Below are 18,962 nucleotides of genomic sequence, written 5' to 3'. Positions count from 1 at the left end.
CGGCGACACGATGGTCGTCGTCGACCCGGGGACGCTGCCCGCGAGGCTGACCACGGCCGGGTTCGACGACGCCCCCGAGGTCGGGCTCATGCCCGACACGCGTCTGCGCTTCACGGCACGGAAGAGCTGATCACCCGCGCGCCCCGCTCGGCATGATCAGGAGCACATAGTGCGCGTCTGAGTGCCTCGCAGCCTGCGTCCAGTGCCCCTCGCGGACGGCCGCGGCGAGCGAGCCCGCCCGGCCGCGGCGAGCGAGCCCGGCGGGCCGCGCGCAGCCCGAGACCCTGCCCAAGATCACGAGCACACAGGGCAGGTCCGCCCGACCCAAAGCCTGCGCAGTGTGCCCCTCGCGAGCTCCGACGCTCGGCTCCCCCAGATCAGGAGCACATAGCGCAGGCCAGACGGGCACCCGGCCTGCCCCATGTGCCCCTCGCGGGCGACGGAAGAGCTGATCACTCCGAGCGCAGGCCGCGCACCAGCAGCGTCGCGAGCTGCTCGTAGGCCTCGGCGTCGGCGAGGCCGGTCGTCGCCGCGACCCGGCGCTGCTGGATGGCCTCCATCGTCGAGGCGATCACCTCCGCGGCGAACCCGACGTGCACGTCGCGGAACGCCCCGGACTCGACGCCCTCGGCGATGATCTCCCGCACGCGGCGGGCCGCCGCGCGGGTGTTCCGCTCGTAGATCTCGGCCGCGGGCCGGAACGATGCCAGGTCCTCGAAGAACCGCGCGGAGGCGGGCGCGAGCTCCGCCGACACCGCGCGCAGGTAGGCGGCGAGCCGGTCCGCCGGATCGGTCCGCGTCGCGACGGCGGCCTCCACGCGGGTCGTCGCCGACCGGAAGAAACGGACCACGGCCGCCGTGACCAGCTGTTCCTTGGAGCCGGCGAGGCCGTAGAGGGTGCGCTTGGAGCATCGGAGGCGGGCCGCGACGTCGTCGAGGGTGAATCCGGCGAAGCCCTCGGCCAGCAGCAGTTCCACGAGCGCGTCGAACAGCTCGTCCCGGCGGGCGGCGCCGCGGCGGACCGGGCCGCCCGAGCGAGTCCCGGCCGTCGTCACGTAGCGATCATACCGCGATGTAGCTACTCTCATCGGTACTGACGTTCCGATCTCAGTACCGATAGGAGCACCATGGCCGTCGACCGCCTCCTGCCCACCGACGAGGCGCGGGCGCTGATCGAGCTGACGCGCGACGTCGCCGACAAGGAGCTGGCGACCCGCGTCGACGAGCACGAGCGCTCGGAGACCTATCCCGAGGGCCTGTTCGCCACCCTCGGCGAGACCGGCCTGCTGGGCCTGCCCTACCCCGAGGCGCTCGGCGGCGGCGGCCAGCCCTACGAGGTCTACCTCCAGGTCCTCGAGGAGCTCGCGGCGCGCTGGGCGGCCGTCGCCGTCGCGGTCTCGGTGCACGGCCTCTCGTGCTTCCCGGTGGCCACGTTCGGGACCACCGAGCAGCAGGAGCAGTGGCTGCCGCGGATGCTCGCCGGCGAGCTGATCGGCGGGTACAGCCTGTCCGAGCCCCAGGCCGGGTCGGACGCCGCGGCCCTGCGGTGCCGCGCCGAGCCCGACGACGACGGGAACTACCGCATCACCGGCGAGAAGGCCTGGATCACCCACGGCGGGAAGGCCGACTTCTACGCCCTGTTCGCCCGCACCGGCGAGGGCTCGCGCGGCGTCTCCTGCTTCCTCGCACCGGGCTCGGCGGACGGTCTGACCTTCGGGAAGCCGGAGGAGAAGATGGGCCTGCACGGGATCCCGACGACGTCCGCGACCTGGGACGGCGCCGTCCTCGAGGGTGACCGGCGCATCGGCGACGAGGGCCAGGGCCTGCCGATCGCGTTCGCCGCACTCGACAGCGGCCGGCTCGGCATCGCGGCCTGCGCGACGGGGCTGGCCCAGGCCGCGCTCGACGCCGCCGTCGACTACGCGAACGAGCGCCAGACGTTCGGCAAGAAGATCGTCGACCACCAGGGCCTGGGCTTCGTGCTCGCCGACATGGCGGCCGCCGTCGACTCGGCCCGCGCCACCTACCTCGACGCCGCCCGCCGTCGGGACGCGGGCGTCGACTACGGCCGCCAGGCCAGCGTCGCGAAGCTCGTCGCCACCGACGCCGCCATGAAGGTCACCACCGACGCCGTGCAGGTCTTCGGCGGGTACGGCTACACGCGCGACTTCCCGGTCGAGCGGTACATGCGCGAAGCCAAGATCATGCAGATCTTCGAGGGCACCAACCAGATCCAGCGCCTGGTGATCAGCAGGCACTTCGCCCGCTGATCGACGCGGGGTCACGCCGTGGGGTGACGGCGGCCCGGCCGACGGCGTGGCGCAGGATGGCCTCCGATGCGAGGTTTCCTGGTCACGCTGCTGGTGCTCGTCGTGCTGCTCGTCGGCGCCGATTTCGGTGCGCGGTGGATCGCCGAGGACCGGGTGGCCACGCAGCTGCAGTCGCAGCTGAAGCTCGACGCGAAGCCGAGCGTGGACATCCACGGCTTCCCGTTCGTCACGCAGGCGGTCGCGGGTGAGTACGGCTCGGTGACGCTGACCGCGGAGCACATCCGGTACCGCCAGCTGCGCGACGTCACCCTGGTCGCCGACCTCGGCGACGTGACGCTGCCTGCCCGGTCACTCATCGACGGCACCGTCCGCTCGATCCCGGCGAAGACGGTGACCGCGAGCGCCCAGGTCGACCCCACCGACCTCGCGCGGGTGCTGGGCGTCGCGGACGTGACGGTGGCGCCGGTGACCCAGGAGACGCTGGACGCGCGGCGGGCATCGGGGTCGACGGCCCAGAAGGCCCTCTCCGGCGTCGACCCGAGCCAGGCGGTGGCGCTGACGTCGACGACGACGGTGCTCGGCCAGCAGATCCGTGCGTCGGTCATCGCGACGTTCAAGCTCTCCGGCGGCCAGATCGTGCTCTCGGCGCGCGACATCTCCGTCGACGGGGGCGACTCCTCCGGCGCGGTCCCGAGCGCCGTGTCGAGCGCGCTGCGCGGGCGGCTCTCGGGGTTCTCGGCCCGGGTCGATCCGGGCGCGCTGCCCTTCTCCATCACCGCCACGGACCTGCGCGCCCAGGACGGCAAGCTCGTCGTCTCGGGGACGGCGAAGGACGTCGACCTGCTCGGCGGGTCCCTGTGACGCGCCCGTTCCGTCCTGTGGGACCCGTGACAGGGTGAGCGTCGTGCAGACCATCCGCTGGGGCATCGCCGGACCGGGCCGGATCGCCGCGAACGTCGCCGGCGACCTCGCCCGCACCGACGGCGCGGAGCTGGCGGCGGTCGGGTCCCGGTCGGCGGATCGGGCCGAGGCCTTCGCGCGCGAGCACGGCACCGGCACGACCCGCGCCCACGGCACCTACCGGGAACTGCTCGACGACGACGCCGTCGACGTCGTCTACATCGCCACCCCGCACCCCCAGCACGCGGACCTCGCCGTCGCCGCGCTCGAGGCAGGCAAGGCGGTGCTCGTCGAGAAGACCTTCACCGCGACCCTGGCCGGGGCGTGGCGGGTCGTCGACACCGCCCGCCGCCACGGGGTGTTCGCGATGGAGGCGATGTGGACGCGGTTCCAGCCCGCCGTCGTGCGGGCCCGCGAGATCTACCAGGCGGGTGAGATCGGCGAGGTCCGGTCGGTCCAGGCCGACCTCGGCACGGTCCGCGACGTCGACCCCACCGACCGGCTGTTCGCCCCCGAGCTCGGTGGCGGCGCGCTGCTCGACCTGACCGTCTACCCGGTGTCCTTCGCCCAGATGGTGCTGGGTGGCACACCGTCGTCGGTGCACGCGGTGGCCTCCCGCGAGACGACGGGCGTCGACGCCGAGAACGCGCTCCTGATGGCCTGGGAGGACGGCCGGTTCGCGACCGCGCAGACCTCGTTCCACAGCCCGTCGCCCGGACAGGCGCGCATCTTCGGCTCGACCGGATGGATCGACGTGCTGCCCCGCTTCCACCACCCGACGACGATCGTGGTGCACCGCGCACCCGACGACGCCGGCGAGACGATCGAGCTGCCCCCGCACGGCGCGGGCTACTCCCACGAGATCGACGAGGTGAACTCCTGCCTGCGGGAGGGGCGTACCGAGTCGACCGTCATGCCGCTCGACGACACGCTCGCGGTGCAGGGCGTGCTCGCGGAGGCAGGCGACCAGCTGGGCCTCACGTTCTCCGAGGTGGCCGTCGGTGGCCTCCGGCCGCGGGAGCACTAGGACCCTCGAGGCGGTAGCCACATGGCTCCCTCCAGCAGCGCGGTCGCGTCGGTGAGCGCCCGCAGCCCCGCCAGCTCGTCGACGTGCTCGGCCATCCCCAGTGCGGCGAACGCGGCGTCGAAGGCGTCCTCGGTGGCAGCGGCGGTCTCGCGCAGGTCGGCCGGGATCCGCCGGTCGGCCGCGACGTGCGCCCCACGCGCCCGGGGCGAGGACTTCACGACGGGCCCCGTCATCGCCCGCGGGTAGACCTCGACGAGCAACACTCCCGACGACCCCGGCGCCGGATCCAGCGGCCACACCCCGAGCCCGGCGGACCGCCACGCCGCGAGCAACGCCATCCCGCGCACCGAGCCGGTGCCCACCGCCCCCGCGCCCCCGATCTGGAACGTCGGGAGCGGGTGCAGCCCGCGCGCCCGCGCATCGTGCTCGGTCGCCCGGAAGAGGGGGCGCGCCGGGTCGTCCGCCGGCTTGCGGGTCCCCGCCCTCCCCCAGAACGGCGGCGGGCACTCGGCCAGCCAGCGCTCGCCGTCGGCGGCGGCCAGGTCCCAGACCTGCGGCAGGCTCGCGCACCCGTGCTCGCGGGCGAACCAGCCCGCGAGGCCGAACGAGAAGTCCAGGCCGACGACGGCGGGCCCGGGGCCGTTGCGCAGTGCGAGCAGCAGGTCGCCGACCCCCTCCCGGTCGAGCCCGCCGCGCACCCCGAGCAGGCGCCCCGGGCGCGCCTCGGCCACCCGGATGCGGTGCCGTCCCCCGCGGGCGTCCCCGGACCAGTCCACGGCGAGTACGCGCACGCCCCCATCGTCGTCGGTCCGGCGTCGGGCGCTGCTCGAGCCCGTTCCCCCGTTCGTCGCATCTGATCGACCGCTCGACCCTTGTACGCCACCGCTGGACCCCGCGCGAGAGGGACCACGCTTTCCGGTCGTCATCCAACGTCCCAGTGGCCCCACCCGTCACCCGTGGCGCACGCTCCGCTCAGCCGTTCGCCGCATGTCGCCTGCGACGAACGGTCGATCCGATCGGTCCGATCTCTCGGGAGGAACTCCGTGTCCAAGCATCGCGCTCCGCGGCGGCTCGGCCGTCGCGCCGCCACACCCGTCGCCGCCGTCGCGCTCTCCGCGGCCGCGCTGACCGCCATCGCCCCGATGGCCTCCGCGCACACCCGCACGCACGACCACGACTACGACCACGACAGCGGCGACGTCGGCATCCTCAACCACTCGACGCTGCTCCCCGTCCAGGCCTGCGGGACCCAGGTGCCGATCCTGTCCGGGATCCTCGGCGGGAACTCGAACGAGGCCGCCTGCGCCCAGTCCGAGGACTGATCGCTCGCGGTGTCCTCCGCCCCACGGGGCGGGGGGCACCGCAGGTCAGCCGACCAGCAACCGACCCGTCGGGGCCTGCTGCCGGTCCCTCGCCGGGACCCGCAGGCGCACCGTGGTGCCGCTGCCCGGGCGGGAGTCGACGTGCAGGTCGCAGGTGCTCCCGAAGGCGGCATGCAGCCGCCGGGTGACCTCGGCGATGCCGCCGTGGCGCGCGTCGACCCGCGAGGCGGCGCGCGAGGCCTCGGGCCCCATGCCCGCGCCGTCGTCGGACACCGTCACCACGCAGTCGGGCCCCGCGCCCGAGGCGGTCACGTGCACCGTGCCGCCCTCCGGCTTCGGTTCGATGCCGTGGCGCACCGCGTTCTCCACCAGCGGTGCCACCACGAACGGCGGGAGCACGACGTTCTCCACCTCGGGGGCGACCGTCACCTCGACGCCCAGCCGCTCGCCGAACCGCGCCTGCTCCAGCGTCAGGTAGCGCCGGGCGTTGCGCAGCTCCTCGGCCACCGTGGTGCTCACCTCGCCGTCGCGGAACGAGTAGCGCGTGAAGTCCGCGAACTCGGTGAGCAGCTCCCGGGCGCGGGACGGGTCGAGCCGTACGTAGGCCGCGATGGCGGTCAGGGCGTTGTGCACGAAGTGTGCGGAGAAGCGGGAGCGCAGCGCTGCCTCGACCTCCGCGTCGGGAACGGTCACCTCCACCGGCGGCGCGGTCCCCACCGCCGTGGTCACGGTCCGGGGTCCGGCCCGGCGGCTGCGGGGGCCGTCGACCGTCGCCAGGTCGTCGAGCGCGAGGTCCGTCGCGACGACCGGTGCGGCCAGGACCGGCGCCTGCACCGTCGCCGGGTGCGTACCGGCCCGCAGCCCGCGCCACACCGGCCTGCCGAGCAGCCCGGTCGCCGTCCACCGACGGTGCTCGACGTGCCCGACCAGCCGCGGCGTCAGCCAGTGCGCCATGCCCTCGACGTCGGCGGGCAGGGCGTCGTCGAAGGGACTGACCGGGCAGGCGAGGCCCCGGGCGGCGTCGAACATCTCCCGGCGGGCGCCCGTGGTGACCCCGGTGCTGACGCGGCCGACGTAGCGCAGCTGCCCCTCGCTGGGGACGCCGAGCAGCAGCGAGCCGATGCCGGGCCCGCCGCCGCGCGGCGGCAGCCAGCCCCCGACCACGACGTCCTGCGGGCGGGTGACCACCGAGGAGATCCAGCTCCGCGAGCGCCTCCCGCCCTGGTAGGTCGACTCCACGCGCTTCGCGACGACCCCTTCGAGGCCGTAGTGGCGTGCGGTGCGCACCACCTGGTCGGCGTCGACACCGGTGAACGACGGCGGGACGACGACCCGACCGCCCGCGAGGTCGACCTCCGCGAGCAGCTCCCGGCGCTCCCGGTAGGTCATCCGCGCGGTGGACCGCCCGCCGACCTCCAGCACGTCGAACACGTAGAACGAGACCGGGGTGCCCTCGACGAGCCCCCGGGAGGGCGCGCGCACCCGGCGCCGCCGCTGCAGGCGCGCCGGGCTGGGGCGCCCGACGCCGTCCAGGGCGACCACCACGCCGTCGAGGACCAGCCCGGGCGCGCCGGGCGCGCCGAGCTCCGGGAACCCGGCGGTGACGTCGTGCCCCTCGTCGTCGACCAGGCGCAGCTCACCGTTCCCGGCGTGGCCGAGGCAGCGCAGCCCGGACCAGACGAACTCGAACGCCCAGCCCGCCCCGCGCGGGAGCTCCCCGGGCGAGGCGAGCATCGGGCGGGCCCGGCGAGGACCGGGCACGCGGGTCGCGGCGCCGGGCGCCCCGCGGGGCGGGGAGGAGCCGTGCAGCGGTGAGGTCGACATGGCGGCGCCTCCCCTGCTCGTCGGCCCGCGCCGGCCCGATCCGGCGCGGCGGGCGACGGGTGCCTCCGGCGGTCCGACCGCCGTGTCCGCACCCGACGACCGACACGGTAGCCAGACCCCCTGACGACGGCCGTGAGCCGCGCGCCGCGCCACGGCGGTGCTGCGGCCGGACACCTCCACGACGCGACGAGCGGCTGACCCGCCATCCTGCCCCGCGGGATACCTGCCGACGGCGGATCGGACGCCGCCGGACGATCGACGGCCGCCGGTCGCCCCGGGAGCCCGCCGGGCCCTCGCCCGATCAGACCAGCGGGCCGCTCGCGACGACCGCGGACGGTCGCGTGGGCACCGTGCCGACCGGTTCGGCCGACAGCGCATAGGCCCGTTGCGCCAGGATCGGCGGGACGCCGTCGGTCCCGGGCGCGGCACCCGTGCCGGGAGCGGGCGCCGTCGTCGTCGGCGTGAGCGACCCGGTGGTGTCGACCGTCCCGACCGGTGTCGCCGTGGTCCCCGCGACACGCCACAGCACGAAGGTGCGCCCGCTCCCGATCGTCGGGAGATCCAGCGGGACCACCCGCGGGCCGGACCCGTCGTCGAGCACCACGGCGGCGACGGTCCCGTTGCCCGGCTGGATCAGCGAGGCCGAGTGCACGGAGGGATCGCGGGCCTCGGCGCTCGCGACCACCTGTTCGGCCCGCTGCGCGACCGCCGCACGGGGATCGCCCTGCTCCGGGCCGGCAGCGCCCCGGGCGGAGAACACCACGATGCCCGCGACCACCGCGACGAGCGCCAGCACGGCGGCCATCCGGCGGCGCGGGGCCGGGAGGGGCAGCGGGCCCGTCGTCGGCCCGGCGGTGGGGTCGTCGCCCGCGCCGGACGAGGTCACCGCGGGGAGCTCGCGGGTGCTCCCGCCCGACCGGCCGCCGCCGGGGCGTCCGTCGGTCTGCTCCCGGGCGGGTGCCGGACGGGGCGGGTCCGGTTCGGCCGCGGCAGCCGCGAGGATGCGCTCGCGCAGCGCCACCGACGGCTCCACCACCGGCACGGCGTGCGCGAGGGCGGCCATCGTCTCGTGGGTCTCGGAGAGCAGCGCCCGGCAGGCCGCGCAGTCGCGCAGGTGCTCGGCGACGCGGTCCTCCTCGTCGGGCTCGAGTGCGTGCAGGGCACGGCCGACGACGCCCTCGGCCAGCTCCGGGTCGGTGCCGTGTCCCCCGTCGTGTCCGGCGCTCACCAGGTGTCCCCGAGCAGTTCGAGGCCGGAGGTGCCGAGGACGGGGGCGAGCAGCACGCGGAGCTTCGCGACGCCGGTGAACATCCGCGACTTCACCGTCCCGATCGGGACGCCGGTGATCGAGGCGACCTCACGCTGGGTGTATCCGCCGTAGTAGGCGAGCCCGAGCGCCTGTCGCTGCTCGGTGGGCAGGTGGCGCAGGGCCGCGCGGACGTGCTCGGCGATGATCGACCCGAGGGCCGCGCGGTCGGCCGACGGCCCGGTCGCGGAGCCGCCCTCGTCGGGCTCCTCGGAGGGCACGTGGTGGCGACGGCGGGTGGCCTCACGCCGGACGGCGTCGACGGCCTTGTGGTGCACGAGGGTGAGCAGCCAGCTCACGACGGTGCCGCGCGTGCGGTCGAAGCGGCCCGGATCCCGCCACAGCACGAGGAAGACCTCTTGGACGACGTCCTCGGCGAGGCTCTCGTCCGCGCAGATGCGGCGGGCGAGCGAGTAGGAGGCGCGGCCGTGGCGGGCGTAGAGGACGTCGAGGGCGGTGGTGTCCCGCCCGACGAGCCGTGAGACCAGTTCGGCGTCGGTGACGTCGGCGTCCGGACCCGCCACCCGCTCGGCAGGACCCGCCGGAGCCGCCCGGTCGGCTCCGACCGGGACGGCGGGGGCGGGCCCCGTGAGCGGGGGCCCCGGGGGGCAGGACGGGGTCATGGTCTGCGGTCTCCTCTCCCCGGCCGCGGAAGGTCACGCCGGAGACGTGCAGTCCTTCGGCGTCCGGGCCCGGAGCGGTTCGGTCGATCGGGGGAAGGGCTGCGCCCTGTCCGGCCGGAGGGGACCGGGCCGCCCGCACACGCGGGTCCCCGGGTATCCGCGGCCATCTAGTCTCCCGGGAGACGGGTCACCGGGCGCGTTCCCGCGCATCCGAGCACGAACCGGTGGGCCCGGGACCCGGACGAGGAAGGGGCGACGCGCTCTCATGGCAGGTCAGTGGTTCGAGTCGGTGGCAGAGGCGCAGCGCCGTGCGCGCAAGCGACTGCCGAAGTCGGTGTACGGCGCGCTGGTGGCCGGCAGCGAGGCCGGGGTGACCCTCGACGACAACACGGGCGCCTTCCGTGAGCTGGGGTTCGCCCCGCACGTCGCGGATCTCCCGGCCGAACGCTCCCTGGCGACGACGATCATGGGCCAGGAGATCTCCATGCCCATCATGATCTCGCCGACCGGGGTGCAGGCGGTCAACCCGGAGGGCGAGGTGGCCGTCGCCCGCGCCGCGGCGTCGCGCGGCACCGCGATGGGCCTGTCGTCGTTCGCCAGCCGGTCGGTCGAGGACGTCTGCGCGGTCAACGACAAGACGTTCTTCCAGATGTACTGGGTCGGTGACCGCGACACCCTGGCGGCCCGGGCCGAGCGCGCCAAGCGCGCCGGGGCCAAGGGCCTGATCGTCACCCTCGACTGGTCGTTCTCCCACGGGCGCGACTGGGGCAGCCCGTCCATCCCCGAGAAGATGGACTGGAAGACCATCCTCTCCTACGTGCCCGAGGGTGTGAGCCGCCCGAGGTGGGGCATCGAGTTCCTGCGCAGCGGCAAGATCCCCGACCTGACGGTGCCCAACATCCCGGTCGACGGCTCCGTGCCCCCGACCTTCTTCGGGGCCTACGGCCAGTGGATGTTCACGCCGCCCCCGACCTGGGCCGACGTCGCGTGGCTGCGTGAGCAGTGGGGCACGGACTCGCCCTTCTGCGTCAAGGGGATCACGCGCGCCGACGACGCCAAGCGCGCCGTCGACGCCGGCGCCACCGCGATCCAGGTCTCGAACCACGGCGGCAACAACCTCGACTCCACGCCCGCCCCGATCCGGGTGCTGCCCGGCATCGTCGAGGCCGTGGGCCGCGACGTCGAGGTGATCATGGACGGCGGCATCCGGCGCGGGTCGGACGTCGTCAAGGCGCTGGCCCTGGGCGCGAACGCCGTCTCGATCGGCCGCGCCTACCTGTGGGGCCTCGCGGCGGCAGGCGAGGTGGGCGTGGGCAACGTCCTGGACATCCTGCGCGGCGGCCTCGACTCCGGACTGCTCGGGCTGGGCAAGTCCTCGGTCGGCGAGCTCGCCCCGGAGGACCTGCTCATCCCGCCGAACTTCACCCGGACCGCGACGAACTCGTAGCGGGGGCTCGAGCAGCGTACTGAGCGAAGGGCACCTCCGGTCGATCCATTCGATCGGAGGTGCCCTTCGTTCGTTCCGGGCCCGGACGCACGAACGCCGGCCATCCCGGGAGGGGATGACCGGCGTGGCGGTAGCGGTGGGATTCGAACCCACGGTGGGCAGAACCCACACGCGCTTTCGAGGCGCGCTCCTTTGGCCGCTCGGACACGCTACCGGAATCAATATTACGGGAGGCCGACCGCGCCTTCGCGACCCCCCCGACCGCCGCGGAACCACTCCAGCAACAGCTCCGCGCACTCCGCCTCGCGCACTCCGCCGACCACTTCCGGGCGGTGGTTCAGGCGCCGGTCGCGCACCACGTCCCACAGCGAACCGACCGCTCCGGTCCGGGGCTCCCAGGCCCCGAACACGATCCGGTCGACGCGCGCGAGCACGGCCGCGCCCGCGCACATGGTGCAGGGCTCGAGCGTCACGACGAGGGTGCAGCCGGTGAGCCGCCAGCCCCGGTCGGCGTGCTCCTCCCTCCGCACGGCCGCGGCCGCCCGCAGCGCGAGGATCTCGGCGTGCGCGGTCGGATCGCCCGTGGCCTCGCGGGCGTTGGTCGCGCACGCCAGTTCGCGCCCGGACGCGTCGACGACGACGGCGCCCACCGGCACGTCGTCGGGACCCGATCCGGCCGCCACCGCCAGCGCGCGGCCGACCAGGAGCTCAGGACGCAGGCGCGGTCTCCACGACCTTCGCCAGCTCGTCGGCGAACCCGCAGCGGCGGGCGATCGCGGTGAGCTGCTCGTCTGGATACAGGTCGATCTCGTCGACCAGCACCCCGAGCTCGTCGGCGGGGACGCCGAGGTCCGCGAGCATCCCGAGGTCGCCCTCGGGCCACGGGTCGTCGTCGACCTCGTCCTCGTCCGGGACGTCGAGGCGCAGCAGGTCCAGGACGTCGGCGGCGACGTCGTAGTCCAGGGCCGCGACGGCGTCGGAGAGCAGCAGCGACACCCCGCCCGGCACCGGGCGCACGAGCACGAAGAACTCGTCGTCGACGTCGAGGAGGCCGAGGACCGCGCCGGTGGAGCGCAGCGCACGCAGCGCGGTGATGGCGGAGTCGAGGTCGGCCAGTGCGGCACGGTCCATCGTGACCGCGCGCCAGCGCCCCTCCTCCCGCGTGACCGCGACGGCCCACCCGTCGAGCGGCACGACGGTGCCCGGCCCACCACCCTTGGGCCCACCGCGTGGGGCGGCCTGCGCGCCCTGACCAGCCATGTGGACCACGGTAGGGGCGCCCGTCCGCGTCGGAAAGGGAGTTCAGCCGGCTCGCACCGAATCGACACCATTTGCGCGCCGGGCGGTCGCCCGCCGGAGGCCGGGGGTGCAGGATCGACGTGTGAGCACGTCCTCGGAGACCCGCTCGGGCCGCTCGGCCCCGGCCGGGCGCCGCGCCGCGCACCGCGCCCCGGAGCGTGCGCTGCTGGCCGAGGCACGCGCCCTGCAGCCCGACACGATCGCGCTGCGCCGCACGGTGCACCGCCACCCGGAGCTGGGCCTGGACCTGCCGACGACGCAGGCGGCGGTGCTCGCCGCGCTGCGCGATCTGCCCCTCACGCTGACCACGGGACGCTCGTCCAGCTCCGTCGTCGCGACCCTCACCGGCAACCACCCCGGGCCGTCGGTGCTGCTGCGCGCCGACATGGACGCGCTGCCGCTGCAGGAGGAGAGCGGGGTCGACCACGCCTCGCGGATCGAGGGCGCGATGCACGCGTGCGGGCACGACCTGCACACCGCGATGCTCGCCTCCGCCGCCCGGCTGCTGGCCGGTCGCCGGGAGCGCATCGCCGGCACCGTCGTGTTCATGTTCCAGCCCGGCGAGGAGAGCAGGCACGGGGCGCTGGCGATGCTCTCCGAGGGTCTCCTCGAGCACGGAGGCAGCACCCCGACGTCGGCGATGGCGCTGCACGTGACCTCGCGTCTCGCCTCGGGCACGCTGCAGACGCGCGCGGACTCGATCATGGCGTCCTCCGACGACTTCTCGATCACCGTGCACGGCGCAGGCGGGCACGCCTCCGCCCCGCACGACGCGCTGGACCCGGTGCCCGCCGCCGCGGCCATGGTCGGCGCGCTGCACACCATGACCAGCAGGCGCGTGAGCGCGTTCGAGCCCGCGGTCCTCACCATCGCCCACCTCACCGCGGGGACGACGACGAACGTCATCCCCGAGACCGCGGTGCTCGAGGGGACCGTGCGGACGCTGTCCGAACAGACCCGCGAGACGGTGCTCGCCGAGCTGCGCCGGGTGTGCACCGGCGTGGCCGACGCCTACGGCTGCACCGCGACCGTGGAGATCGACCGCGGCTACCCGGTGACGGTGAACGACGCGGCGGTGGCCGATCGGGTCGCCGACGTCGGGCGCTCGGTACTCGGCTCGCGGTTCGTCGAGCCCATGCCCGACCCGATCATGGGGTCGGAGGACTTCTCCTACGTGCTCGCGCGGGTCCCCGGGGCGCTCGCGTTCCTCGGCGCCTGCCCGCGCGGCACCGATCCGTCCGAGGCGCCGCCGAACCACTCCAACCGCGTCGTGTTCGACGAGGACGCGATGGTCGCGGGCGTCGCACTGTACGCCGGCTACGCGCTGGAGTCGCTGCGCGCATCGTGACCCGGGCGGTGGTCCCCGGATGCGCGCACGGGGGAATCGTCATCACCCGTCCGTGTCGTCCTACGCTCCCGGGCAATGGGGACTCCGGAGGTGGACAGCGGCGCCGTGCTGGCGGCCGCGCTGCAGCGGCCCGTCTGCGTGCTCGGGCTCGGGCTGATCGGGGGTTCGCTGCTGCGGGCCGCCGTCGACGCCGGCCGTGAGGCCTGGGGCGCCTCGGCCTCGACCACGACGGCCGAGAAGGCCCGGGCCGACGGCTACGACGTCGCCGACGACGTCGCGTCGGCGGTGCGCCGCGCCGCCGAGGCCGACGCGCTGGTCGTCGTCGCGGTCCCGCTGACCGCGATGGACGACGTGCTCGCGGTGGTCGGGCGGGAGGCGCCGGGCTGCCGGCTCACCGACGTCACCAGCGTGAAGGAGCCGGTCACCGACGCCGTCGGGCGCCACGCACCCGCGGCCCGCTTCGTGGGCGGGCACCCGATGACCGGCACCGAGTTCTCCGGGTGGGACGCGGGCTCGCTGCAGCTCTTCCACGACAAGGTCTGGGTGGTCGCCACCGACGACGACGCCGACCTCGAGGTGTGGACCGACGTCGTCGCGCTGGGGCTCGCGTGCGGCTCCGCCGTGGTGCCCGCCGCGTCCGACGAGCACGACGTCGCCGTCGCCCGCATCTCCCACCTGCCGCACCTGCTGGCCGCCGTGCTCGCGGCCGTGGGCGCCGACGGCGGCGAGCTCGCACTCGCCCTGGCGGCGGGCTCGTTCACGGACGGGACGCGCGTGGCGGCCACCCGCCCGGAGCTGACGGCCGCGATGTGCGAGGGCAACCGGGCCGCGCTGCTCGCCGCGTTCGACGACGCCCTCGGCCGCCTCGGCGCCGCCCGCGGCTCGCTCGCCTCCACCGGCGGGCTGCTCGCCACGCTCACCGCGGGCCACGACGGGCGGGCCGCCCTGGACGCCGCTCGGCTGGAGCGCCGCGAGGTGCGCATCGACCTCGAACCGAACCCGGCGGAGCACCTCGAGACGATGCGCGAGCTCGGCCGCACGGGCGGCCGGATCATCGGCTGGACCAGCGAGGCCCTCGAGACGGCGGCGCCCGACGACGACTGACCCCGTCCCGGGCGAAGGGCCCCTTCGCTCGATCTACCGGGCCGTGGGTACCCCTCGCCCGGAATCCGGCGCGGGCAGCGAGACGCCGGTGAGCTCCCCGGCGGCCGCGAAGAACCGGGCGGCGAGCCCGGTGTCGCGGGCCGCGCGCGGCAGGCGCGCCCGCCCGGGCTCGCCGACCAGCCCGAAGCGCCCGTCCGGACCCCAGTAGCTGCCGTTCCCGGCGGCCGGGTCGGTCGCCGCGACGAGCAGCGGCTCGGCGCCGGTGTCGACCTGCTGTGAGGGCAGCATCGCCTCGACGAACCGCGGCTGGAACCGCCGCGGGCGCTCGCGGCCGAGGCCCGGGCCCGCCGCCTGCAGGTTGGTCTGCGTGTAGCCGGGGTGCGCGGCGGTGCTGCGCAGGTCCCAGCCGCGCTCGTCGGCGAGGTGCGCGAGGTGGCGGGTGATCAGGAGGTCGGCGAGCTTGGAGGCACCGTAGGCCCGCACCGGGGAGTAGCGCCGCGGCACCGCGAGCCGCGCCGGGTCGATGCGCCCCAGGTAGGCCGCGCCGCTCGACATGGTGGCCACCCGGGCCCCGGGGGTGGCGAGCAGCAGCGGCAGCAGGCGCACGGTGAGCGCGAACGGCCCGAGCGCGTTGCTCGCCATCTGCAGCTCGAACCCGTCCACGGTGAGGTGCTGGTCCGGGACGGCCATCACGCCGGCGTTGTTGACGAGCAGGTCCAGCGGGCGGCCGTCGCCGAGCATCCCGTCGGCGAAGTCGCGGACCGACGCGAGGTCGGCGAGGTCGAGCCTGCGGACCTCCAGCTCGGCACCCGGAGCGCGGCCCCGGATCTCCCCGCGGGCGGCCTCCCCCTTCTCCGGGGTGCGCACGGCGAGGACGACGCGGGCACCGGCGCCGGCGAGCCGCGCCGCCGCCTCCTTGCCCGTGCCGCTGTTCGCCCCGGTGACGACGGCGGTCCGTCCGGTGAGGTCGGGCACCACGTACACGGCTGACTCCTCTCGACCCAACAGACCGGCGGTCTGTTGACCCGTCCGACGTTAACGAACCGCCGGTCTTTTCACAACGTACCGCCGGTCCGTAATATCCGGGGGCATGACGTTCCGGCGGGCGCGCAGCACCGAGCAGCGGGAGGAGCGACGTCGGGCGATCCTCGAGACGACCGCCGCGATGCTCCTCGAGATGCCGGTCGCCGAGGTGAGCCTCAACGAGATCAGCCGCCGGGTCGGGCTCGCGAAGTCGAACGTGCTCCGTTACGTGGAGTCCCGCGAGGCCGCGCTGCTCGACCTGCTCCACGCGCGCATCCAGGAGTGGCAGAGCGCGCTCGACGAGGCCCCGGCGGGGTCCGGGTCGGCGCAGGAGCGCGCCGACGGGCTCGCGGGCCTGGTCGGGACGACACTGGCCGCTCGCCCGGTGCTCTGCGACCTGCTCGGGGCCCAGGCCGCCGTGCTCGAGCGCAACGTCTCGACCGCGCTCGCCGTGCGGCACAAGCGCGCCTCGATGGCCGGGGCGCGCACGTTCGCCGCCACCGTGCACCGGCACGTCCCCGAGATCGACGCGGACGCCGCGATGCACGCTGCCGGGGCGACGCTGCTGTGTGCGGGCGCGGTGTGGACGGCGACCCAGCCTTCGGCGGCGATGCTCGCGGCCTACGAGCAGGACCCCGGTCTCGCGGCGATGCGCCTGGACTTCACCACCGCGCTCGGCGAACTGGTCGCCCTGCTCCTCGCCGGACTGCTCGCGCGCGGCGGACGGCTCCCGGCGGCCTGACCCCGGTCACCACAGACCGGGGGTCTCCCCCTCCTCGCGACTGTGCCTGCCGCGGCCGCCGCCCGAGGAGGACCGGGGCGGTGTCCCCGACGGCGAGGCCGGACCCGACGGCGAGGCCGGACCCGACGGCGAGGTCGGACCCGACGACGGCGCGGGCAGCCCGGGGAGCGGCGGCGCGATCGCGGAGAGCGCGGGTCCGGCGGGCGGGTGCTCCGGCCGGTCGGGCGAGGGCAGGTCCCGGACGACGTCGGTCGGCGTGGTGGGCGGCGCGTCCACGCCCGCGACCACCCGCACCCAGTCCTCGGGGGCCTCGGGGTCGTACGGGGTGTCCCGGCGGCGGGCCATCACACCCGGCAGGCCCTGCTCGCGCACGCCGGCCAGCAGGGCCGCGCCGTCGTCGTAGACCGGGGAGACCTGGATGCGGCCCACCTCGTCGAGGGCGAGCCTGCCGAGGGTGGCGCGGCGCTCGTCGAGCGGGCGCTCGGTGAGCGGGACGCCGTAGAGCCGCAGCACGTCGTAGACCATGAAGATCGCCGGGCGGGCGTGGGCGAGCGAGCGCGCCTTGCGCGGATCGGCCCGCCGCAGCCGGTCGAACAGCGCCAGCGACGACGGCTGCCCGGCGTCGAGCAGCACCGCCTCGCCGTCGAACAGCCCGTCGGCCACGACGTCGGCCAGCGGCGCGAACTCGGGGAACCGCGCCGTCACGTCGTCCCCGTCGAGGGTGCGCAGGCGGAGCGTGCCCTGGTCGACGTCGGCGAGCAGGCGGATACCGCTCCAGTCGACCTCGTAGCTCCACTGCTCGCCCATCGGGAGGCGGCCGGGCAGCGGCTGCATCGGCCGGACCCCGGCCCCGCGCACGCCGACATCCTGCATGCGGACATCGTGCCCTGGTCCCCCGACAGCGCCGCCGTGGACGCCCCTCCGGCGTGTCGCGCGCCGCGCCCGAGTTGCGTGTCCGTCCACGGATCCTGTGAGCCGGGACGCATGTGGGGCATCCTGGAGTGGAGTGTGCTGTCACGTCGGGTGACGGGTGGTGGAGCGAGGGGAGCCGCGCGATGCGCGCGATCTGGAACGGCGCGGTGTCGTTCGGGCTGGTCAACGTGCCCGTGCGGCTCTATGCCGCGACGTCGAACCACGACATCCGCTTCCATCAGGTGCACGAGGTGGACGGCGGCCGCATCCGCCAGAAGCGCACCTGCTCGGTGTGTGGCGAGGAGGTGGCCTACTCCGAGATCGCGAAGGGTTACGAGACCGACGACGGGCAACTGATCATGCTCGACGACGACGACCTCGCCACGCTGCCCACCGCGACCGGCCACGAGATCGACGTCGTGCAGTTCGTCCCGGCCGACCAGGTCGACGCCCTGCTCCTCGACAAGAGCTACTACCTGGAACCGGAGAGCAAGGCGCTCAAGCCGTACTCGCTGCTGCGCGAGGCGCTGCGCGAGACCGACCGGATGGCGCTGGTGAAGGTCGCCCTGCGGCAGCGGGAGACGCTCGCGCTCCTGCGGGTGCGCGGCCAGACGATCGTGCTGCAGACGATGCTCTGGCCCGACGAGATCCGCGAGGCCGACTTCCCGGTGCTCGACGGGGACGTCGAGCTCCGCCCGCAGGAGAAGGCGATGGCCCAGTCCCTCGTCGACTCGCTGTCCGGCGAGTTCGAGGTCGACGAGTTCGAGGACGACTACCGCAAGGCCGTGGGCGAGCTCATCGAGTACAAGCGCGAGCACGGGGGGAAGCGGCCCGCGCCCCAGCCGGCCGCCGAGGACGACTCCGACGACATGACCGACCTGCTCACCGCGCTGCGCCGGTCCGTGGAGGCGGCCGGCGGCACGGCGTCGGGTGATGCGTCGTCGGGGTCCGGGGAGACCGCAGGCGAGCCGGAGAAGAAGCCGAGCGAGGCCGCGGGGTCGACGGGCGCCACCGCGAAGAGCACGAAGGGCTCGACCGCCAAGGCGTCGGGCTCGAAGAGCACCGCGAAGTCCGGCTCGTCGAAGAGCGCGCCCAAGGAGTCCGCCGGGACGTCGGAGACCGGCACCAAGAAGGCCTCGTCGAGCCGCTCGCGCCGCAAGACGACCGAGGACGACGAGAAGGCCAGCAAGACCGCGTAGGTCCGGGGCGCGACCTCACCGACTCATGAGTGGATGGCGGACTCCGCTCGTCAGGTGAGCGCACTGGACCATTGCTGTCACCGCCGGCCGAGCGGCTCCTAGGCGCGCATGTAGGCGTCGCGGCCGGGCACGTCGTAGCCCTGGTCCTCGATCGCCTCGACGACCGAGCCGAGCGAGAGCTCGTCGTCGTGATCGACGCGGACGACCCGCGCCTCGAGGTCGACGTCGACGCCCTCGACGCCGTCGATCGGGGACAGCGCGCCCTCGATGGCGGCGCGGCAGTGGTCGCAGTGGATCTCGGGGACCGAGAGCGTGGTCTTCGCCATGTCGTCCTCCCTGACGGGCCGGCCGCGCGGGCCGGCGTGTGGGTGGTGGGTCACCGGGCGTGCGGCCCGGTTCGTCCTCGCGACGGTGCCACGAGCCCGGACCGGGCGTGCCGGGCACCCCGGGCGTTCCGCGTCGGCGGCGCCGGAGAGCCCGGGCGGGGCCGTCGACGGGATCGTCGTCCCGTACCCCCCGAGGGTATCCCCCGGCCGCGAGTGCTTGATCGATCCAGAAGTGCGCGCGACGGCTTCGGGAGCCCGAACCGCGGGGGCGCGGGGTGCGGAGGTCTCCG

The 18,962-nt window shown here is 75.0% G+C and carries 19 protein-coding genes and 1 tRNA gene; 9 read left to right on the top strand and 11 right to left on the bottom strand.

Annotation, left to right across the window (positions count from 1 at the left end):
- Positions 1 to 452: 452 nt before the first annotated feature.
- Positions 453 to 1,055 (bottom strand): TetR/AcrR family transcriptional regulator, encoded by a 603-nt coding sequence (locus VGI02_RS12205; protein WP_331627635.1) that lies wholly within the window; start codon positions 1,053 to 1,055, stop codon positions 453 to 455.
- A gap of 72 nt (positions 1,056 to 1,127) precedes the next feature.
- Between VGI02_RS12205 and VGI02_RS12200 the strand changes: the two genes are divergently transcribed.
- The 3 genes from VGI02_RS12200 (at position 1,128) to VGI02_RS12190 (ending at position 4,197) form a co-directional block, all read left to right on the top strand.
- Positions 1,128 to 2,270, top strand: coding sequence for an acyl-CoA dehydrogenase family protein (locus tag VGI02_RS12200; RefSeq protein ID WP_331627634.1), 1,143 nt, complete (start codon positions 1,128 to 1,130; stop codon positions 2,268 to 2,270).
- A 66-nt stretch (positions 2,271 to 2,336) separates the two neighbouring features.
- Positions 2,337 to 3,131: an LmeA family phospholipid-binding protein gene (locus VGI02_RS12195; RefSeq protein WP_331627633.1), complete on the top strand. Its 795-nt coding sequence runs from the start codon at positions 2,337 to 2,339 to the stop codon at positions 3,129 to 3,131.
- A gap of 43 nt (positions 3,132 to 3,174) precedes the next feature.
- Entirely contained in the window at positions 3,175 to 4,197 is a 1,023-nt protein-coding gene (locus tag VGI02_RS12190; RefSeq protein ID WP_331627632.1) for a Gfo/Idh/MocA family protein, read from the top strand.
- Here the strand turns inward: VGI02_RS12190 and VGI02_RS12185 are convergent.
- Complete coding sequence (locus VGI02_RS12185; protein ID WP_331627631.1) at positions 4,194 to 4,988, bottom strand: hypothetical protein; 795 nt, start codon at positions 4,986 to 4,988, stop codon at positions 4,194 to 4,196. The two genes, VGI02_RS12190 and VGI02_RS12185, sit on opposite strands and share 4 nt — an antisense overlap.
- Before the next feature lie 252 nt (positions 4,989 to 5,240).
- Here VGI02_RS12185 and VGI02_RS12180 point away from each other — a divergent pair, with 252 nt between their 5' ends.
- Positions 5,241 to 5,519: a hypothetical protein gene (locus VGI02_RS12180; RefSeq protein WP_331627630.1), complete on the top strand. Its 279-nt coding sequence runs from the start codon at positions 5,241 to 5,243 to the stop codon at positions 5,517 to 5,519.
- A 45-nt stretch (positions 5,520 to 5,564) separates the two neighbouring features.
- On the opposite strand, the gene VGI02_RS12175 is transcribed toward VGI02_RS12180, so the two are convergent.
- The 3 genes from VGI02_RS12175 to VGI02_RS12165 all read right to left on the bottom strand — a co-directional run bounded on the left by VGI02_RS12175 (position 5,565) and on the right by VGI02_RS12165 (position 9,272).
- Positions 5,565 to 7,343, bottom strand: coding sequence for an ATP-dependent DNA ligase (locus VGI02_RS12175; RefSeq protein WP_331627629.1), 1,779 nt, complete (start codon positions 7,341 to 7,343; stop codon positions 5,565 to 5,567).
- Positions 7,344 to 7,644: 301 nt separating this feature from the next.
- Positions 7,645 to 8,571 carry a zf-HC2 domain-containing protein gene (locus tag VGI02_RS12170; protein WP_331627628.1) on the bottom strand — a complete coding sequence of 309 codons (927 nt, stop codon included), beginning with the start codon at positions 8,569 to 8,571 and terminating at the stop codon, positions 7,645 to 7,647.
- Positions 8,568 to 9,272, bottom strand: coding sequence for an RNA polymerase sigma factor (locus VGI02_RS12165; RefSeq protein WP_331627627.1), 705 nt, complete (start codon positions 9,270 to 9,272; stop codon positions 8,568 to 8,570). Before VGI02_RS12165 ends, VGI02_RS12170 begins: the two co-directional genes overlap by 4 nt.
- A 265-nt stretch (positions 9,273 to 9,537) precedes the next feature.
- Here VGI02_RS12165 and mftD point away from each other — a divergent pair, with 265 nt between their 5' ends.
- Positions 9,538 to 10,719 (top strand): pre-mycofactocin synthase MftD, encoded by a 1,182-nt coding sequence (mftD, locus tag VGI02_RS12160; protein WP_331627626.1) that lies wholly within the window; start codon positions 9,538 to 9,540, stop codon positions 10,717 to 10,719.
- A 125-nt stretch (positions 10,720 to 10,844) separates the two neighbouring features.
- Here the strand turns inward: mftD and VGI02_RS12155 are convergent.
- From VGI02_RS12155 to VGI02_RS12145, 3 genes are all read right to left on the bottom strand, one after another.
- A tRNA-Ser gene (locus tag VGI02_RS12155) sits at positions 10,845 to 10,933 on the bottom strand.
- Positions 10,934 to 10,943: 10 nt separating this feature from the next.
- Entirely contained in the window at positions 10,944 to 11,438 is a 495-nt protein-coding gene (locus tag VGI02_RS12150; RefSeq protein ID WP_331627637.1) for a nucleoside deaminase, read from the bottom strand.
- Positions 11,428 to 11,979, bottom strand: coding sequence for a tRNA adenosine deaminase-associated protein (locus tag VGI02_RS12145; RefSeq protein WP_331627625.1), 552 nt, complete (start codon positions 11,977 to 11,979; stop codon positions 11,428 to 11,430). The genes VGI02_RS12150 and VGI02_RS12145 overlap by 11 nt, the downstream gene beginning before the upstream one ends.
- 121 nt (positions 11,980 to 12,100) lie before the next feature.
- Here VGI02_RS12145 and VGI02_RS12140 point away from each other — a divergent pair, with 121 nt between their 5' ends.
- Both VGI02_RS12140 and VGI02_RS12135 read left to right on the top strand, forming a co-directional pair.
- Positions 12,101 to 13,366, top strand: a complete 1,266-nt coding sequence (locus VGI02_RS12140; protein WP_414638245.1) for a M20 metallopeptidase family protein — start codon at positions 12,101 to 12,103, stop codon at positions 13,364 to 13,366.
- Between the two features lie 75 nt (positions 13,367 to 13,441).
- The gene (locus tag VGI02_RS12135; protein WP_331627623.1) at positions 13,442 to 14,470 is read left to right on the top strand and encodes a prephenate dehydrogenase; all 1,029 of its coding nucleotides are present in this window, start codon (positions 13,442 to 13,444) and stop codon (positions 14,468 to 14,470) included.
- A 33-nt stretch (positions 14,471 to 14,503) separates the two neighbouring features.
- On the opposite strand, the gene VGI02_RS12130 is transcribed toward VGI02_RS12135, so the two are convergent.
- Positions 14,504 to 15,454 carry an SDR family oxidoreductase gene (locus tag VGI02_RS12130; protein WP_331627622.1) on the bottom strand — a complete coding sequence of 317 codons (951 nt, stop codon included), beginning with the start codon at positions 15,452 to 15,454 and terminating at the stop codon, positions 14,504 to 14,506.
- 106 nt (positions 15,455 to 15,560) lie between these two features.
- On the opposite strand from VGI02_RS12130, the gene VGI02_RS12125 reads away from it, so the two are divergent.
- Entirely contained in the window at positions 15,561 to 16,235 is a 675-nt protein-coding gene (locus VGI02_RS12125) for a TetR/AcrR family transcriptional regulator (RefSeq protein WP_331627621.1), read from the top strand.
- Between the two features lie 6 nt (positions 16,236 to 16,241).
- Here the strand turns inward: VGI02_RS12125 and VGI02_RS12120 are convergent, their stop codons facing one another.
- The gene (locus VGI02_RS12120; protein ID WP_331627620.1) at positions 16,242 to 17,108 is read right to left on the bottom strand and encodes an ATP-dependent DNA ligase; all 867 of its coding nucleotides are present in this window, start codon (positions 17,106 to 17,108) and stop codon (positions 16,242 to 16,244) included.
- Between the two features lie 182 nt (positions 17,109 to 17,290).
- On the opposite strand from VGI02_RS12120, the gene ku reads away from it, so the two are divergent.
- Complete coding sequence (gene ku, locus VGI02_RS12115; protein WP_331627619.1) at positions 17,291 to 18,346, top strand: non-homologous end joining protein Ku; 1,056 nt, start codon at positions 17,291 to 17,293, stop codon at positions 18,344 to 18,346.
- 98 nt (positions 18,347 to 18,444) lie between these two features.
- Here the strand turns inward: ku and VGI02_RS12110 are convergent, their stop codons facing one another.
- Entirely contained in the window at positions 18,445 to 18,672 is a 228-nt protein-coding gene (locus VGI02_RS12110; protein ID WP_331627617.1) for a heavy-metal-associated domain-containing protein, read from the bottom strand.
- Between the last annotated feature and the right edge of the window lie 290 nt (positions 18,673 to 18,962).

Source organism: Actinomycetospora sp. (assembly GCF_036497245.1).
In the GTDB taxonomy this organism is placed as follows: Bacteria; Actinomycetota; Actinomycetes; order Mycobacteriales; family Pseudonocardiaceae; genus Actinomycetospora.
This window is presented reverse-complemented; position numbering and strand designations above follow the sequence as displayed.

Bases quoted from the DNA above. Each gene is read 5' to 3' on its own strand.
- VGI02_RS12200 (WP_331627634.1), top strand. From the start codon at position 1,128: ATGGCCGTCGACCGCCTCCTGCCCACCGACGAGGCGCGGGCGCTGATC.
- VGI02_RS12195 (WP_331627633.1), top strand. From the start codon at position 2,337: ATGCGAGGTTTCCTGGTCACGCTGCTGGTGCTCGTCGTGCTGCTCGTC.
- VGI02_RS12175 (WP_331627629.1), bottom strand. From the start codon at position 7,343: ATGTCGACCTCACCGCTGCACGGCTCCTCCCCGCCCCGCGGGGCGCCC.
- VGI02_RS12165 (WP_331627627.1), bottom strand. From the start codon at position 9,272: ATGACCCCGTCCTGCCCCCCGGGGCCCCCGCTCACGGGGCCCGCCCCC.
- mftD (WP_331627626.1), top strand. From the start codon at position 9,538: ATGGCAGGTCAGTGGTTCGAGTCGGTGGCAGAGGCGCAGCGCCGTGCG.
- VGI02_RS12145 (WP_331627625.1), bottom strand. From the start codon at position 11,979: ATGGCTGGTCAGGGCGCGCAGGCCGCCCCACGCGGTGGGCCCAAGGGT.
- VGI02_RS12135 (WP_331627623.1), top strand. From the start codon at position 13,442: ATGGGGACTCCGGAGGTGGACAGCGGCGCCGTGCTGGCGGCCGCGCTG.
- VGI02_RS12125 (WP_331627621.1), top strand. From the start codon at position 15,561: ATGACGTTCCGGCGGGCGCGCAGCACCGAGCAGCGGGAGGAGCGACGT.
- VGI02_RS12120 (WP_331627620.1), bottom strand. From the start codon at position 17,108: ATGCAGGATGTCGGCGTGCGCGGGGCCGGGGTCCGGCCGATGCAGCCG.
- ku (WP_331627619.1), top strand. From the start codon at position 17,291: ATGCGCGCGATCTGGAACGGCGCGGTGTCGTTCGGGCTGGTCAACGTG.
- VGI02_RS12110 (WP_331627617.1), bottom strand. From the start codon at position 18,672: ATGGCGAAGACCACGCTCTCGGTCCCCGAGATCCACTGCGACCACTGC.